At 61.8% G+C, this 16,017-nt stretch carries 10 protein-coding genes and 4 tRNA genes; 7 read left to right on the top strand and 7 right to left on the bottom strand.

What is annotated here, in order from left to right; all coding sequences use genetic code 11:
- Positions 1–118 precede the first annotated feature (118 nt).
- The 4 genes from Pan44_RS07350 to Pan44_RS07335 form a co-directional block, all read right to left on the bottom strand.
- Positions 119–191, bottom strand: a tRNA-Thr gene (locus Pan44_RS07350).
- Between the two features lie 16 nt (positions 192–207).
- Positions 208–278: transfer RNA gene (locus Pan44_RS07345), tRNA-Gly, on the bottom strand.
- A gap of 82 nt (positions 279–360) precedes the next feature.
- Positions 361–442: transfer RNA gene (locus Pan44_RS07340), tRNA-Tyr, on the bottom strand.
- A gap of 183 nt (positions 443–625) precedes the next feature.
- Positions 626–698, bottom strand: a tRNA-Thr gene (locus Pan44_RS07335).
- Between the two features lie 955 nt (positions 699–1,653).
- Between Pan44_RS07335 and Pan44_RS07330 the strand changes: the two genes are divergently transcribed.
- Positions 1,654–4,710: a vitamin B12-dependent ribonucleotide reductase gene (locus Pan44_RS07330; protein WP_390620639.1), complete on the top strand. Its 3,057-nt coding sequence runs from the start codon at positions 1,654–1,656 to the stop codon at positions 4,708–4,710.
- Positions 4,711–5,087: 377 nt separating this feature from the next.
- Positions 5,088–7,463, top strand: a complete 2,376-nt coding sequence (locus Pan44_RS07325) for a trypsin-like peptidase domain-containing protein (RefSeq protein ID WP_145028729.1) — start codon at positions 5,088–5,090, stop codon at positions 7,461–7,463.
- Between the two features lie 225 nt (positions 7,464–7,688).
- Here the strand turns inward: Pan44_RS07325 and Pan44_RS07320 are convergent, their stop codons facing one another.
- From Pan44_RS07320 to Pan44_RS07310, 3 genes are all read right to left on the bottom strand, one after another.
- A complete protein-coding gene (locus Pan44_RS07320) occupies positions 7,689–9,173 on the bottom strand; it encodes a sulfatase (protein WP_197453917.1) in 1,485 nt (494 codons plus the stop codon).
- A 14-nt stretch (positions 9,174–9,187) separates the two neighbouring features.
- Positions 9,188–10,714 (bottom strand): sulfatase-like hydrolase/transferase, encoded by a 1,527-nt coding sequence (locus Pan44_RS07315; RefSeq protein ID WP_145028727.1) that lies wholly within the window; start codon positions 10,712–10,714, stop codon positions 9,188–9,190.
- A gap of 405 nt (positions 10,715–11,119) precedes the next feature.
- On the bottom strand, positions 11,120–12,244 hold the full coding sequence (locus Pan44_RS07310; RefSeq protein WP_145028725.1) for a hypothetical protein: 1,125 nt from the start codon (positions 12,242–12,244) through the stop codon (positions 11,120–11,122).
- A gap of 396 nt (positions 12,245–12,640) precedes the next feature.
- Between Pan44_RS07310 and Pan44_RS07305 the strand changes: the two genes are divergently transcribed.
- The 5 genes from Pan44_RS07305 to Pan44_RS07285 all read left to right on the top strand — a co-directional run bounded on the left by Pan44_RS07305 (position 12,641) and on the right by Pan44_RS07285 (position 15,999).
- Positions 12,641–13,045, top strand: a complete 405-nt coding sequence (locus Pan44_RS07305) for a hypothetical protein (protein WP_145028723.1) — start codon at positions 12,641–12,643, stop codon at positions 13,043–13,045.
- Between the two features lie 126 nt (positions 13,046–13,171).
- Positions 13,172–13,858, top strand: coding sequence for a DNA alkylation repair protein (locus tag Pan44_RS07300; protein WP_145028721.1), 687 nt, complete (start codon positions 13,172–13,174; stop codon positions 13,856–13,858).
- 53 nt (positions 13,859–13,911) lie between these two features.
- Positions 13,912–14,307, top strand: coding sequence for a DUF1801 domain-containing protein (locus Pan44_RS07295; protein WP_197453916.1), 396 nt, complete (start codon positions 13,912–13,914; stop codon positions 14,305–14,307).
- Between the two features lie 127 nt (positions 14,308–14,434).
- Positions 14,435–15,121 carry a hypothetical protein gene (locus Pan44_RS07290; protein WP_145028719.1) on the top strand — a complete coding sequence of 229 codons (687 nt, stop codon included), beginning with the start codon at positions 14,435–14,437 and terminating at the stop codon, positions 15,119–15,121.
- A gap of 74 nt (positions 15,122–15,195) precedes the next feature.
- Positions 15,196–15,999 carry a hypothetical protein gene (locus tag Pan44_RS07285; protein ID WP_145028717.1) on the top strand — a complete coding sequence of 268 codons (804 nt, stop codon included), beginning with the start codon at positions 15,196–15,198 and terminating at the stop codon, positions 15,997–15,999.
- The last annotated feature ends 18 nt before the right edge of the window (positions 16,000–16,017 follow it).

The raw sequence follows: 16,017 nt of genomic DNA, 5'->3' as shown, positions 1-16,017 counted from the left end.
AACGATCCCACACCGACCATTCCTCCTTGCTGTTCGGGGTTCCGAAGGCCCTTGGGGGCTGTCGGACCGAATCGCCAGGGGCAGGCCGGTGCAGAAGTCGAACGTTCGAAGATTGAAGAGCTGCTGGTGGGATTTGAACCCACGACCTCGTCCTTACCAAGGACGCACTCTACCGACTGAGCTACAGCAGCAAAAAAAAACAAACAGAGCGGGTGAAGGGAATCGAACCCTCACCACCAGCTTGGAAGGCTGGAGCTCTACCATTGAGCTACACCCGCGGGAGAGATGCCAGAGGTCGGAGTCCAGGCGTCAGTGAAAACCACTGGCGTCTGACCTCGGGCGTCTGGCATCTCCAACAAGTGGGGGCGGCTGGATTCGAACCAGCGAAAGCATAGCTACCAGATTTACAGTCTGGCCCCATTGGCCGCTCGGGCACACCCCCTTCTTCCGAGTGGCCAGACGTCAGAGGCCAGGTGTCAGTCGGAACTGCGTACCTGGTCGCCAGCAGCAGACCACTCACTTCACTTTTCGAGGTCAGGCGCCGAATGCCAGCTGTCAGTTCGCGGGCTGCGTGCCGCGTTCGCTGACCTCTGACGTCTGGCCTCCGACCTCTCTCCCCAAGCAGAGCTAGCGGTGGGACTCGAACCCACAACCTCCGGTTTACAAAACCGGAGCTCTGCCAATTGAGCTACGCTAGCATTTTCGCGAGGAAAACCGCAGATCATAGCTCTCTTCACCGGCATCGCAATGTCGCGTGCGGCAAGCGCACCACGATCGCGGCCGGCGAGGGAAGGGAAAAAATATATCCACGCAGCGCATCGAAAAGCAAGACTGCCCGCTTGCTTTTAGGAATCGCATCTGTTTGCTCGGTCTGGCGCTGCAGAACTGGCCGCATTTGCGGTGGATCGCGTCTCTTCGGGTTGTGAAGTTTGGCCGGGGAGTTGCGGTGCTGGCGGCGCCTTGAGGGTGGACACGGCGATTCGGCGCAGGTTCCCCGGAAGTGGGCGAGCCTGGGGCGTTGTCGACGACGTTGCTGGTCGGTGGTGGGGGTGTCCTTGTTTGCCGAGGTCGGCCTGCGGGGTGTGTGGTGGGACGGCAGGGCTCGCAAGCTGGTCTGTTTTGTCGTGTGACTGCGTCGGGGGCTGGTGTTTTGCAGGGTGGGACGAGCGTGGCTGGTTCGGGAGGGGCGGCGGGCACATTTTGTGTCCGTGGGGGCGGGGTGATGGCCGCCGAGATTTTTGCAATTCCTTAACCCGTAAGCCGGGCTTCGACTTGGGGCGGATGGGACTTGAGTGAGGCTCGAAACGCGGTCAAGCGACGTTGACAGAATTGGCCCCGAACCTATATTGGCCGTTCGCGGCGAACACAACATCTAGGACTCTTTACCGCTTGCGAGCACAAGGAATTGTGCGAGAATTTTGTACACGACCTGAATTTGTGTACAGTGAAGGACACTGCTCGTCCGATCACCCTCTTTGCAGCGATCAAGCCCTCGTTGTGCGCGGATTCCACCCCGGGAAAAGGATCGGGGACTCTCAATTTCGCGAGGCGAACGGCTGAGTCGGCCGCCTGGCAGGTTTGTTCATTCTCTGCCCTTCCGGACGCTATCAGGAGTGCACGATGCACAGCACCAATGGAGTTACCGTTTCGCCTATGTCCGCGCCTGCTTCTTCGTCTCAGACCAGTTCCGCCAGCCCGGGAGCGGGCTCGGCAGCACCTTCGTCGAAGGCTCAGCCGATGAAGGTCACCCCGTATTTCTGCCCTGTTGACGCGGACCCGTTTGAAACCGTCGAGTGGGAGAAGCGCACGGCGGCCATCAAGGACGAGAACGGAAAGGTTCTCTTCGAGCAGACCGACTGCGAGATCCCGAAGGCCTGGAGCCCCTTGGCGACCAACGTCGTCGTCAGCAAGTACTTCTACGGCGAGCACAACACGCCGGAACGCGAAAAGAGCGTCAAGCAGGTGATCCACCGGGTTGCCCGCACGATTGCCGACTGGGGCATTCAGGACGGTTACTTCGCCACCCGGCAGGATGGCGAGACCTTCTACCGGGAACTAGCGTGGCTGTGCCTGCATCAGCATGGCGCGTTCAACAGCCCGGTGTGGTTCAACGTGGGCCTTTATCACCAGTACGGCGTGAAGGGCTCGCAGGGGAACTACCACTTCGATCCGGTCACCCGTTCGATCCGCCGCCCCGAAACGCCCTACGAATATCCCCAGGGCTCGGCGTGCTTCATCCAGTCGGTCGACGATTCGATGTCGGGGATCATGCACCTCGCCACCAGCGAGGCGATGCTGTTCAAGTTCGGTTCGGGCACGGGAACGGATCTGTCGACGATCCGCAGCTCGCGTGAAAAGCTGTCCGGCGGCGGAACGCCGTCGGGCCCGCTGAGCTTCATGCGGGTGTTCGACCAGATCGCGGCCGTCGTGAAGTCGGGGGGCAAGACCCGCAGGGCCGCGAAGATGCAGTCCCTCAAGGTCGCTCATCCCGACATCATGGACTTCATCGAGTGCAAGACGAAGGAAGAGAAGAAGGCCCGCACGCTGATCAACAGCGGCGAGTACGACTCCAACTTCAACGGCGAAGCCTACTCCTCGATCATGTTCCAGAACGCGAACCTCTCGGTGCGCGTGACGGACGAATTCATGTCAGCCGCGGAGAAGGGGAAGGACTGGACCACCACCTGGGTGACCGATCCGGCTAAGAAAGGCCCGACCTACAAGGCCAAGGACATGCTGCGGACGATGGCCGAAGGGGCCTGGTTCTGCGGCGATCCGGGCGTGCAGTACGACACGACGATCAACCGGTGGCACACGTGCAAGACGACCGGGCCGATCAACGCATCGAACCCGTGCTCGGAATACATGTTCCTGGATGACACGGCCTGCAACCTGTCGAGTATCAATCTGAAGAAGTGCCAGAAGGAAGACGGCACGTTCGACGTCGAGCGCTATCGCAAGGCGTGCTCGATCTTCATCACGGCCCAGGAAATCCTCGTCGACCACGCCAGCTATCCCACGCCGGCGATCGCCGAGAACTCCCACCTGTTCCGCCCGCTGGGGCTTGGATTCGCCAATCTCGGCAGCCTGCTGATGTCGATGGGCATCCCCTACGACAGCGATGCAGGCCGCGGCATCGCGGGAGCCCTGACGGCTCTCATGAACGGCCAGGGGTACCTGACCTCGAGCCGCATCGCCAGCTACCTCGGACCGTTCGCAGGCTACCGCGAGAACGAGGAAAGCATGCTGGACGTGATGCAGATGCACCGCGATGCGGTCGAGAACATCGATCCATCGTGCCCGAAGGAACTGAAGGACGCCGCCCGCCAGGTGTGGACGGAATGTGTCCAGTCGGGCCGGCAGTATGGGTACCGCAATGCCCAGGCGACGGTGCTCGCTCCGACCGGAACGATCGCCTTCATGATGGACTGCGACACGACCGGCATCGAGCCGGACATCGCGCTCATCAAGTACAAGAGCCTGGCCGGCGGCGGCATGATGAAGATCATCAACCGCACGGTTCCGAAGTCGCTGCAGACGCTCGGCTACGACCAGCCGACGATCGACGGCATCCTGGCGTACCTGGAATCGGAAGAGACGATCGAAGGAGCCCCGGGCCTGAAGGAAGAACACCTGCCGGTGTTCGACTGTGCCTTCAAGGCCGCCAAGGGAAGCCGCTCGATCGCCTGGAAGGCTCACGTCACGATGATGGCGGCGGCCCAGCCGTTCCTCTCGGGAGCGATCTCGAAGACGGTCAACATGCCGGCCGACAGCACCGTCGAGGATATCGAAGACGCCTATGTCGAAGGCTGGAAGCTCGGCCTGAAGGCCCTCGCGATCTATCGCGACGGCTCGAAGCAGAGCCAGCCGCTCAACACGAGCAAGGAGAGCGACAAGAAGGCCGGTGCATCCAGCGTCGCAACGGAAGCCCCGCCGCGGCTGGCCCGCAAGCGTCTGCCGGATACCCGTCATTCGCTGACCCACAAGTTCTCGGTCGGCGGACACGAGGGCTACATCACGGTCGGGCTGTTCGAGGACGGCCAGCCGGGCGAACTGTTCATCACGATGGCGAAGGAAGGCTCGACGATCGGCGGCCTGATGGACGTCATCGGGACGCAGACGTCGATGGCCCTGCAGTACGGCGTCCCGCTGTACGACCTGGTGAACAAGTTCAGCCACGCCCGGTTCGAGCCGAGCGGCTGGACGCAGAACGACGACATTCCCCACGCCAAATCGGTGGTTGACTACATCTTCCGCTGGCTCGGGATCCAGTTCGTCGAAGGTTTCCGCGAGGCGAACACGCCGAAACGGGAACCTGCGGAAACCGCCGCCGCGGCCGCTCCGGGGTTTGGAGACGCCTCGGGCCCTAAGTCACCCTCGCTTCAAGAAGAAGTGGGGGCGGCCGCGAAGGACTCGAAGGCCGAACCGAAGGTTGTCGCCGAAGCTGTCGCCGCGCCGAAGTCGTCGCCGCTGCCCGTACTGACCGCCGCCACCGGGATCCGTCCCGCCCTGGCGAAGGCCTTGAACGGCGCCGGCCATCACAAGGCCAACGGCACGCATGCGAATGGCGAAGGGACGCAGATGCGGAGCCAGCAGTTCGCCCAGTTCCAGTCGGACGCCCCGGCGTGCGACAACTGCGGGGCGATCACGGTCCGCAACGGCAACTGCTATCTCTGCCACAACTGCGGCCAGTCGATGGGCTGCAGCTGAATCAGTGGGTCGTGGATGGTGGGTGGTGGGTCGCAGCGACGAGCTGCTTCTTCCTACCCACTTCCAACTTCCCACTACCTAGGGGTGACGAGGCTGGAGGCTGAAGGAAGACCTGGCTGTCTCTTCCCTAGGCCATCGTCGCACCGAGTACTGAGTACTGATTTGGCCTGCCTGCCCGCTGACGGAGCGGACGGTGCAGCAGGCCTTTCGCGGTCACCCTGGCGGGATGGACATCTGCCGGGGTGGTTTTTGCTTCTCAGGGCAGGGCATCTTTCGCGATCGCATGCTTCCCCTTCTTCGCGATGTGAGCATGGCGGTCGGCGACCTATTCGGACTTCGACCTTATTGACGTTGCTCTTCGATTGGGTCACGCTGGCATGTGTGGCCGCGCTTTGACTCGAAGTCTTCGTCTCTGCTTGGGTTGGCTGGGGGGGGCTGAAATGAAGGAATGGTATGTCCGTCGTTCTGGCGGCGATGCAGGGCCTTTCACGGAATCCCGGCTCCGGAAACTATTGTCCGAAGGAATGATTGAACCGGGGACCCGCGTCCGTCGCGGGGGAGACGGTGAATGGCAGGCCGTCGCGTCCGTCATCTCCATTGGCGCCAGGAAGAAGAAGGCGGACGACGCAGACGAGGATGATTCGTCGGACGCGGACGATGTCAATCGCCGTCGCATCGTGCTTGCCGCCGCTGGCTGTGCTATTTCCGCAATAGTGGTTGTGGGCCTCCTCCTGATGCCCGGCCGTGAAGACAAACCGGCGGACGAAAAGAATGCACCCGCGGTTGCCCAGCCAGCCACTCTGAAGCCGTTGATGCCCGAGGTCCCGTCCAGACGGCCGACTTCTGCAATTGCCTCCAGTTCACCGAAGCCGGCACCCGTCAGTGAGCCTCTGGAGCCATCGCGATCGGCTCCCGCCGTCCGGACCGATCGGGAGACGACGAAACCGGCCGCCATGGCCGCGCCGCTCGCTCAACTGGTCACCCGGCCGCCGGTTGCGGAGCTTCCCGCACAGCCGGCGCCCGCTGCGGACGACGATAAGCCGAAGGAGATCAAGGATACGGACCTGACGCGGATGTTCGAGAGACTCAACCTTGAACTCACCCCGGAAGGGGGGCAGAGGTTCCTTGCGGACCTCCGGAAGAAGTATGCGCTGACCGACAAACAGGAGGCGCGGCTTGCCGCCGAGGAGCCTCGGTGGAACGAACGCAAAGAGAAAGGTCTCGTCCGCCTTGGAAATCGGTGGGTCAAGCCCGACGTCCAGAATGCGGCGGCTGACAAAGCCAAACGGCTGGTGAGCCAGGCGACACCACTTCTGCGGATCGGAGGCTTCAAAGAGGCGATCAACTTCCTGCAGGAAGCCAGCGACGCTGATGGAAACTCCATCGAGGCAGATTTCAAGCTGGGCCTGCTCGGCAGCACAGAATGGGCGCTCCTTGACGCCGTGAACGCTGAGAAGCACTTCAAGGAAGTGCTCCGGCGATCGCCCGACAACGTCCCGGCGCTCAACAATCTGGCCGTGGCGGAGCTGAAACAGAGAAAGCACTCGCAGGCGATCAAGCATCTTTCTCTCGCTGCGGCTCTGGCTCCCCGTTGCCAGGAAGTCTCACAGAACCTCGGGCGTTCCCTGTTCCTCGACGGACAGAATCGGATCAATCTCAATGCGGACGATGAGCGGGCGTGTGCGGTCGTCTACTCGACGCTGATCGCCGAAGGAAAAGGAAAGGAGGCAGATGTCTCGAAGGGCTTCCTCCTGATGAACATCCTCCTTCCGAAGAGCGAACGTGAGAATCCAGGTTCAGACCCTGATCGTGGTCAGGATCTGATCCTGACGGGATCCGGCAGCGGGTTTGCCGTGGCGCCGAACCTGGTGCTGACCAACAGGCACGTCGCTGAGCATGATGTTCTGGGAACGGCCGACGAGATTCGGATTGCCGTTTCGATCAAAGGGCAGCCGGTGCGGAGACTGAAAGGCATGGTCGTCGCGCTGAGCGATGAAGCTGACCTGGCCCTCGTCAAGTTTGACGCATTGGATGCCAGACCACTTCCACTGCGTGAGGCCGAAGGCCGCCTCGGTGAAGAAGTCGCGATTGTTGGTTTCCCTCGGCCTGATGCCCTCGGAGACGACCTGAAGTTCGTGAGGGGCAGCATTAATTCCGTGCGCCCTGATGAACTGTTGTTCGATTGCATTGCCAACCAGGGCAACAGCGGAGGTCCTGTGCTGTTGGCCGGAGGCGAGGTCGTCTCCGTCTATACATTCGTGAAAACCGTCGGCGACGAAGTCGAGACGAAGCACGGTGGCGGAGTGCCATCGACGCTCGCACGCCGCTTCGTGCAGAAGCACGCTCCAGTTCTGCCCGCTGCCGCAGATCAGGCCGGCAGGGATTGGCCGACGATGATTGAAGACGTTCGAGACGCGATCTTCAAGATTGAGGTTTATCACAGTGCCGGGAGTCCGGCGCTCCAGGCCGCCTTTGCCCGCGTTGCGGCGTCGAAGAAGAACGCTCGATTCCTCGAAGATCGAACCTGTGTGAGCTGCGGCGGTCGGTCCGTCCTTCCGTGCCCGGGGAAGTGCATCAAGGGAGGTGTCCAGCGGACCTGGACCGAGCAGCAGCCGGGCGTGATTTTCGGCAGGAGCGTCATGGTTCCAAAAGTCATGACACGTGTGGATCCATGTACCGCGTGCGCCGGCCGGGGCGGCGTCGACTGCCCGCTCTGCATCCAGGGCGTCGACAAGGCACTCATCTTTCGCTGACCGGGAACTTGGCTGGGGATAACTCGCGACGAGCGGCGTTCCCTTCGAATCGGGGCTCATTCGCGAAGTGCCCCCAGTGGCGAGGGCTTCCGACAGGCGCGAACTCGGCATCGATCGGCCAGGGGCTTCGCTGCGTCCCCAGCCACGCTGTCCCACGCGCAACTTGGCTGCCCCCAGGAACCCGGCCGAGCCTGGCATTACGCGAACGCATCCCAATCATCGCAATTACTTAGATTGTGCGCGGCCTGAAGTGGCAGAGTTGACCTGTGCCTTTGGTGAAGGTTGCTGCGCAAGCATGCCCTTGAGTCTCATGACGATATCCGGATGCGCGGTCGCGACATTGGCGTGTTCGCCGGGATCGGTTTGATAATCGTAGAGTTCCGTGACGACGCCTTCAGCGGGGGCGCCGATCCTGTTCCACTCGACGAGGCGATAGCGGTCGTCACGCACGGCACGACCGAGCAGTTTGCCCCGGGGATAGACATGGGTGACATGATCTCGATGAGCAGCGGATGGGTCCCCCAACAACCCGGCGAAGCTCTTGCCATCAAGCCCTGTCGGCGCAGTCAGACCGGCGAGTGCAGCCAGTGTGGGATAAAGATCCACGGTCTCTACGAGAGCGGAGGAAACGGCACCGTCCTGACCGGGCATGGCGACCATCAACGGGATGCGTGCTGCCAGTTCGAAGTTGGTATGCTTTCCCCACACCCCGTGATCACCGAGGTGGTAGCCATGATCCCCCCAGACCACGATGATCGTGTTCTGATCGAGGCCATGGACCTGCAGGGCATCGAGCACCCGACCGGCGCAGGCATCCGCGTAACTGGTCGCAGCATAGTAGCCATGGACCAGGTGACGTTTTGACTCGACGTCCAGAACCTGGCCTCCCTGAGGGATCCGCTTGTATTTGCGCAGTTCATCTGTGCCGGGGACGGCAGCCACAGGAGCGCCTTCGGGGAGGGTGTCGGTTTCATTCAGAGGCAGTTTTGCGGCATCAATGCCGTCCCAGTATTTGTCAGGGGCGACGAAGGGCAGATGCGGACAGCGGAACCCGACCGCAAGAAAGAAGGGCTTGTCTGCAGTCCTGAACGCTGACAGGCGTTTCACAGCTTCCGTGGCAATGCGGCCGTCTGCATAAGTGTCATCCGGCACATCCGCGCGCTCCGTGGCTGCGCCGAAGACTCCAGCCCCGCGCGAACCGCCTTCCTCAGCGGAAGGACGATTGATGTCCAGGGCGTAGTAGTCGACCCGGGGATGGAAGGCTTTTTCGGTCCACGACTCTGCATCGTCATGATTGCCATGCCCCGTGTGCAGAATCTTGCCGATCGCAGCGGTGGTATAGCCATTGGCCTTGAAATGCTGGGCCAGCGTAATGGCGTCCGGTCGCGCGTCGCGGAAGTTTGTGGACAGGTCGTAGATGCCCAGCGTCTGCGGGCGCAGGCCGGTCATGAGCGAGTTGCGCGATGGTGCACAGACCGCCTGATTGCAATAGGCACGATCGAGCCGCAGCGAGCGTTTCGCCAACCGGTCAAGATTCGGAGTCCTGGCATGAGGGTCTCCGTAGCAACCGAGAGAGGGCTTGAGATCATCGAAGGCGAGGAAGAGCACGTTGGGACGTGCAGGGGGGGCCGCCTCCACAAGCGTGGTCACTGCGAAACACAGCAGTGTGGCAATGCATTTCATGAGTTGATGGCCAGAGCGGGCGTACATTTCAAAGCCTGTTCCTAAAGCCTGCGAAGGAGCGGGAAGAAATCGATGAAGTGTCCGTCATCGAAACCGGACTGCGTCTTGCGCAACTCCACAGCGGCCTTTTTCCGCAGTTCTTTCAGCAAGGCCTTGTGCTCCGGATCACCGGCGAGGTTGTTGAGTTCGTCCGGATCGTGCTTCAGGTCATAGATTTCCTCTTCACGGTCCGGCCCCGCATAGGCCACATACTTGTAGTCGCCGCTGCGAATCATGGTCCAGTCGTACATGATGGCTTCGCCCTTCTCGCCAGCGGCCACAGCCGCCGCCGTACGCTTCATCATCTGCGGAATCGACTGCCCCATGTTGTTCTGGACATTGGTCAGCAGCATGGCATCCCGTCCCAGCTTGTGATCCGGGTTCTCCAGAACGGGCACCAGACTCATGCCGTCCATGGTCGGTAACGGTGCCAGACCAGTGATCTCATGCAGTGTGCGGACGACATCCGTCGCATTGACAGAGTCGTGAACGACATGGTTTTCAGCAAAGTGGCCCGGCCAGCGAAAGATCAGCGGCCCGCGCAGTGTGGCATCGTAGGGAGCGTCCTTCTTGCCCACGAGTCCATGCTGGCCATACGCGATTCCCTGATCGCTCGCGAAGATCACCACCGTGTTTTCAAGTTGGCCAGCGTCGTTGAGCTCTCGCATCAGACGCCCGACATTCTCGTCGATAGCAAGGACACATTCCTGGTAGGCGCGGATTTGCCCTTTGACATTGTCCCACCTCCGGATTTCCGGCAGCGTAGCGATATAGGCTGGCTGCCCTTCCCGCTTCGATATACTGGCGGGTTCCGGAATCTCCTGAACGTCCTTGAGCAGCCCTCGATGGCGTGGAGCCGGAACGCACGGTTTATGCGGGCTGGAGTAGCAAAGCCACAGAAGCCAGGGCTTGCCTCCATCACCGTTGCTTTTGAGACCGCTGCTGTTGATGAAGTCCACTGCCATGTCCGTATGGCGGTCCACACTGTAGCCATTCAGGGGAGTGGGTGGCCCGCCGTTCTGGCGCATGTGCTGGTCTTCATAGTACCCCCCGGGAGTGCTTTGCGAGCTCCAGTGGATTGCGGTGTCCCAATCCATTCCCACCGTGGGCGGGCGGGAGTTGACATGCCATTTGCCGATAATGCCCGTGCGGTAACCGCTCGCTCTGAGTCTCCGGGGCCAGAACGGATGGTTCTGTTCCTCTTCGGTCAACCGGGCTGCGTCCAGTTCCCGACCGGTGAAGACGCCCCGTGCGGCGTGCGGCAGATTTCCGGTCAGAAAGCTGACACGCGAAGGGACGCAATAGGCCGCCATGTAAACATTTTCGAAACGCACCCCTTGAGCCGCCAGAGCGTCTATGTTCGGAGTCTTGACCCATGGATAGGCGTCTGGGTAGCAACTGACCGAGCGTGTGGTCTGATCGTCCGTGAAGATGTAGAGAACATTGGGCCTGGAGCCTTCCGCAGCGACGAAGGTGCCGATCGAAAGCCAGGCGACAAGCACAGCGAAAAGCATGGTGAGGCTGTTCATGAGGGATGGGCACGAGGTTCGAGATTTCCGAAAGCCGTTGCTCAATGGTGAGGATCTGTGGCTTCGCAGGTGGTTTGTTTCGAGTGCCGGGGCCGAGTGTGCCGCGTCGTGAATCAGTTTACATGGTCTGGCGACCTTTCCGAGGATGCGATTAGCGTCCGCTGTCCAGGCGAAAAGGCGTCTTCCGCAATCGCATGCTGGCCCTGCTTCGCGATGTGAGCATGGCGCCGGGGGGATCACAGGCCGGGACCACACCCGCGCCCGGCCCCGATCGGGGAGAAGAATAGTCTCCAGCACGCACCGCACTCATACGCGTGCTCATTGCGCACCTCGGCGGCGAGTTTCTGCTTCCTTCAACGCGAAAGCAGCCGCGCGTTGCCGCGCGGCCGCTGTGTTGTCCGGTCCTCAGGCCGCACGCGAAACGGGACGGGTCGGACGGGTGAACATTTCAATCGGCCCCAGCCGCCTTTTGGTCCCGATGGTCGTCCATTCCGGTTCCCTCGGTTTGTGGCGATGGCAGAAGAGAATCAACTGATTGATCTCCGGCTCACGGTTCCGGCCGCGTTTCTTCACGATCTCGAGCGTCGGCAGGTCGAAGGTTCGCAGGTGGTCGATAATGGCATCGAACCAGGCGACCCGCTGAGCGTTGATGTCCGTCAGGCTGCCTCGAATGGCCTTCCGGTTCTCCAGGATCCAGAGGATCCAGAGTTCCCGTTCGATGGTCCGTTTCAGCTCCTTTTCATCGACGGCCGGCGGCTCATGGGCGTAGTAGCCCCAGTTCCTGGCCCATGTTTCCCGTTCCTGGTTCAACCAGTTGCTCAGCGCCACCTGGCCGCGTCGTTCCTGTTCGGAGAGGGTCAGCTGGGCGAATCCGGGAACCTCGGCCGGCAACCGTGACAGGATGCGGTCGCCCATGTCGGTGTCGGACCGGACGCGATTGGCCAGTTCCTCGACGGCCCCCAGGGCCTTGTTCTTCTGGTCCGTCATGGTCGAGTTGATCATCTTGCGCATGTCTTCGATGTTCGCCGCGTGGGCAATGGCTTTGCCATTGGGCGCCTCGAACTTCGCCGAGACTTTGGGGGAGGACATCCCCAGCTTGATGATGCTGCCGGACAGGTCCTTGGCGACGTCGCCGAACATCTTGCCGGCGACCTTGTCTTCGCTTTCGGTTTCCTTGAGGACCAGCCGCAGCTTTTCCGGCGACCAGGAGATGTTGTAGTCGACGCGGCGGAAGTAGTTGGTGGCGCAGCGATATTGCAGGTGAGCCGCCATCCAGCCCAGGGCAAGGCCGGTAAACGTATTGAAGACGGCGATCAGCCGTTCGTGCTTTCGCTCGAATTCCTGCTGAGTTTTCTGGGCCTTCGTGAGCGCTGTCTGCAGGTCGTTTCCGGCCGTCTCATGGGCGGCGAGGATCTTGTCGAAATGCCCTCTCCAGACGTCGTTGACCTGGTAGTCGATTTCGTTGCGCAGGTTGTCGAACAGCAGCTGGTAGATGTAATCCTTCAACCGGTAAGCAAGGTCCACTGACATGGCAGCGCTTTCTCAACAAAAAAGAGTGATCGACGGATCACCCTGACGCTCAATCGTCGCCCTTTCCCGCTCGTGACGCGTGGAAGCCCAAAGCGTTCCCGCAGACGCGTCATTTGGACGATGTGGCGATATTGTCTGCCAAATGGCCAGAAAGTTGCGGAGAAACCTGGGTAAACGGGCCACGTGACGTTCCTCCGGTCGGACGCGGGGCCCTCTATGTCTGAGCCACGGGGGCAGCGGTCGCGAGGGGACCCCGGAGAATTCGTACCCACCAGTGCGTGGGAGAGACGCACCGCCGTTGGCAGGCCGGGCGATGGCCACACGGCTTCGTTGCAAAGTCTCGGGTTGTACAGGACAGTCGGTGTGTCTGTTACGGGTTCTCAAAGGGCAGGTTCGATGATGGCTCACAGATTCGCTGTGGCGTTCGCCAGTGTGGTTGTCGTGGCCGCGTGTGCGGTGGCTGAGGACAAGAAGGCCGATCCGCGCGAGAGCGTCGAGACGGCCGTGCCGGAAGCGATCCGGCTGCTCGAGGCGAAGGAATACAAAGAGTTTCTGAAGGCGTTCGTGCCCCCCGAGACGTTCGAGAAGATCACGCAGCGGAAAACGATCGATGAGTTCTCCGAGGACTTCGGAAAGTCGAAGTCGGGCGATCTCCTGAAGGTTTTGCGGGCGATCAAAGACCAGTCTCCGACGTACAACGACTCCCGAACGAAGGCCACTTATCAGTTCGAACTTGAAGGCATATCCAAGAAGAGCATCAGCTTCGGCAAGATCGGGAACGTCTGGTACATCGAGAACTGATCTGGGCGAACACCGGTGGCCGGATGAGACGAAGCCTGGGGGCATGGCCGGCCAGGGATTCGTCCTCGTGCCGGCCCGAAGCGAGGCTTCGTTCTGATCGTCGACACCCCATCGCGGGCTTTCTCCATGACTCTGAACGAAACGCTGGCGCAGCTCAAAGCTCTCGGGGACGAGAAGGTCCGGACCATCAATCATCGCAATGGCGCGGGCGACAACCAGTTCGGCGTGAAGCTTGGCGACATTCGCAAGGTGGCGGCGAAGATCAAGTCGGACGACAAGTTGGCGAAGGCGCTGTGGAAGACCGGCAACCTCGATGCCCAGCTGCTCGCAATCCTGATCCTCAATCCGAAGAAGCTCACGCGGGATGAGCTGGATGCGATGGTGCGGGGCGTGAGCTGTCCGCAGGTGGCCGACTGGATGAACTCCTACGTGGTCAAGGAGCACCCGGACAAGGAGTCGCTGCGGCAGGCATGGCTGGAGGATGAGCACCCCTGGGCCGCGCGGGCGGGGTGGAGCGTGACATCGGGCCGGATTGCGAGAAGTCCGGAGGGCCTTGATCTGAAGGGGCTGCTGGATCGGCTGGAAAAAGAGATGGGTTCCGCGCCGCCGGAAGTGCAGTGGACGATGAACTTCTGCCTGGCCGGACTTGGAATCCATCATCCGAAGCTGCGGAAGCGGGCGCTGGCGATTGGCGAGAAACTGGGGATCTACCGGGACTACCCGTGCGCCAAAGGCTGCACATCCCCTTTCGCTCCGATCTGGATCGATGAAATGGTGCAGCGGCAGGCGGAAGGAAAGCCGGTCGTGCCGTAATCTCCTCCGGATGCGTTCCGTCCATTCTGTCTTCTGTCGGGTTGAGGTGAGCCATGGCGATTCCCCAGGAGATCCGCGACTACAACGCGGCCCAGTCGGCCGGTGACAAGCGGATCTGCAGCAAGCTCAGCAAGACGATCGACGCGAACCTGCCGGGGGCGGAACGCAAGATCTGGCATCGACATCCGGTGTGGTTCCTCGAGGGGAACCCGATCGTCGGGTACAGCAAGCTCAAGGATTGCGTGCGGCTGATGTTCTGGAGCGGCCAGTCGTTCGATGAGCCGGGGCTGGCAGCGGAGGGGACCTTCAAGGCGGCCGAGGTGCGGTATACCTCGGCCGGTCAGATCGTGGAGAGCGACCTGGAGCGGTGGCTGGGGAAGTCGATCCAGATCCAGTGGGACTACGGGAACATCGTCAAGCGGAAGGGGAAGCTGGTGCGGCTGAAGTGAGCGAGGGAAGCGCGATCGCGGCGGTGATGGAAAACTGGGATGGCCGTGTTTGGCGGGTTGATCGACACTCCGCGGCGGCCCGCGGGATTCATGATGATCGGGCCACTGCCGGAACACGGACGGACCGATGGAATCGAGCCTGCATCGCCAATTGAAGGAGCTTTACGGCGGGTCGCCCGATGACTGCGAGGTCACGGTGGGCGGATACCGGATCGACGCGGTGACGGGCGGGCGGCTGGTGGAGATTCAACTTGCGTCGCTGTCGGCGATCCGAAACAAAGTCGCCACGCTTCTCGACGACCATCGCGTCACGGTGGTCAAACCGATTGCGGCCCGGACGCTGATCGTGCGACGGCAGGCGGGGGGCGGGGCCGAAGTCAGCCGGCGATACAGCCCGCTGAAGCGAAACCCGTTTCACCTGTTCGAGGAACTGGTTCGGTTCGGTGCGGTCTTCCCTCATCCACGGCTGCAACTGGAGGTCGTCCTCATCGAGCAGGAGGAGCGACGGATTCCGCGACGCCGAAGACGTTTCAACGGTCCCGACTATCGCGTCGAAGACCGCTTTCTGCTGAACGTCGTCTCGCGGCACATGTTCCGCACGGCGGCCGATCTGGCCGCTCTCCTTCCCGCACAGCTGCCATCGCCATTTCATACCCAGGACCTGTCGGAGGCGGCATCGATCCCCCGCTGGCTGGCGCAGAAAATGGTGTATTGCCTGGCGCGGTGCGGCGCGATTCAGCCGGTGGGCAAGTTCAGTCGAAGCGTGTTGTATGTTGTGACCCGGCCCGCGGTGCGGCGTCGCAAATCGGCGTAGCGCGGTGAGCCGTTGACCGGCCTGAGCATTCCCGCGACGCTGATGCCTTCGCATTCATCCGCCGGGCCTTTTTCATGATCGCGATTCTCCTGCCGCTGCTGTTCCAGCAACCGCTTCCCGCGTCGCATACGGAACGCGTTGGCGGAACGCCCGACCTGTGCCAGACCGACAAGGCGGGCGACTTTGCCGACGGCGGCAGGCAGTTCTGCGGGCCGGTGGCCGTGTCGGATCAGTTCGTCTGGCTGGCGAATCACGGCTACCCGAAGTTGTTCCCGACGGCCACGAAGGGGAAGGCGGGCCAGATCGAACTGGTCAATGCGCTGGCGGCCAGGAACTACATGGACACCGCCGGGCTGCGGGGCACGATGCCGCCGCGACTCATGGAGGCGCTGCGGGGTTATGTGAACGATCGCGGATATGAGCTCGCGCGAATCGAGTATCGCGGATATCTGCCCTCGAAAGGGAGCTTCGAATCCTCGGGGGCGCATTTCGATCGCGACTGGGTGCGGGCGGCTGTGGCGAATCCACGTGCCTGCGCGTGGCTGAACATCCAGTGGTCGAAGTTCGATGAGGCGGCGGGGGCTTATGCCGACCTGGATCGCCACTGGCTGTGCGTGGTGGGGTATGGCGAGGATGCCCGGAAGAATCCGGCGCCGGATCTGTTTCTGGTCCACGATCCGGCTGGCCGCAGCGGGCTTCAGAAGAAGACGGACTTCGTCACCCTCGAGTTGCTCGAGCGGGGCCGGTTTCCGGTGCGGGGCAAGGAGTATGACGCGCGGGGGTATTATGAGATTCGGGACGGCCTGACGTTTAAGGAAGGGGCCGACCGCGCGCTCGTCATCGGGGGCGTCGTGCTCGAGCTGAAGCCCGCGCTGTAGGCGGGGGAGGCGCCTTGG

This window comes from Caulifigura coniformis (assembly GCF_007745175.1).
In the GTDB taxonomy this organism is placed as follows: Bacteria; Planctomycetota; Planctomycetia; order Planctomycetales; family Planctomycetaceae; genus Caulifigura; species Caulifigura coniformis.
This window is presented reverse-complemented; position numbering and strand designations above follow the sequence as displayed.

What these genes read in the sequence shown, in the direction of transcription:
- Pan44_RS07330 (WP_390620639.1), top strand. Translation starts at nt 1,654, where the DNA reads ATGTCCGCGCCTGCTTCTTCGTCTCAGACCAGTTCCGCCAGCCCGGGA.
- Pan44_RS07325 (WP_145028729.1), top strand. Translation starts at nt 5,088, where the DNA reads ATGTGTGGCCGCGCTTTGACTCGAAGTCTTCGTCTCTGCTTGGGTTGG.
- Pan44_RS07320 (WP_197453917.1), bottom strand. Translation starts at nt 9,173, where the DNA reads ATGTACGCCCGCTCTGGCCATCAACTCATGAAATGCATTGCCACACTG.
- Pan44_RS07315 (WP_145028727.1), bottom strand. Translation starts at nt 10,714, where the DNA reads ATGAACAGCCTCACCATGCTTTTCGCTGTGCTTGTCGCCTGGCTTTCG.
- Pan44_RS07310 (WP_145028725.1), bottom strand. Translation starts at nt 12,244, where the DNA reads ATGTCAGTGGACCTTGCTTACCGGTTGAAGGATTACATCTACCAGCTG.
- Pan44_RS07305 (WP_145028723.1), top strand. Translation starts at nt 12,641, where the DNA reads ATGATGGCTCACAGATTCGCTGTGGCGTTCGCCAGTGTGGTTGTCGTG.
- Pan44_RS07300 (WP_145028721.1), top strand. Translation starts at nt 13,172, where the DNA reads ATGACTCTGAACGAAACGCTGGCGCAGCTCAAAGCTCTCGGGGACGAG.
- Pan44_RS07295 (WP_197453916.1), top strand. Translation starts at nt 13,912, where the DNA reads ATGGCGATTCCCCAGGAGATCCGCGACTACAACGCGGCCCAGTCGGCC.
- Pan44_RS07290 (WP_145028719.1), top strand. Translation starts at nt 14,435, where the DNA reads ATGGAATCGAGCCTGCATCGCCAATTGAAGGAGCTTTACGGCGGGTCG.
- Pan44_RS07285 (WP_145028717.1), top strand. Translation starts at nt 15,196, where the DNA reads ATGATCGCGATTCTCCTGCCGCTGCTGTTCCAGCAACCGCTTCCCGCG.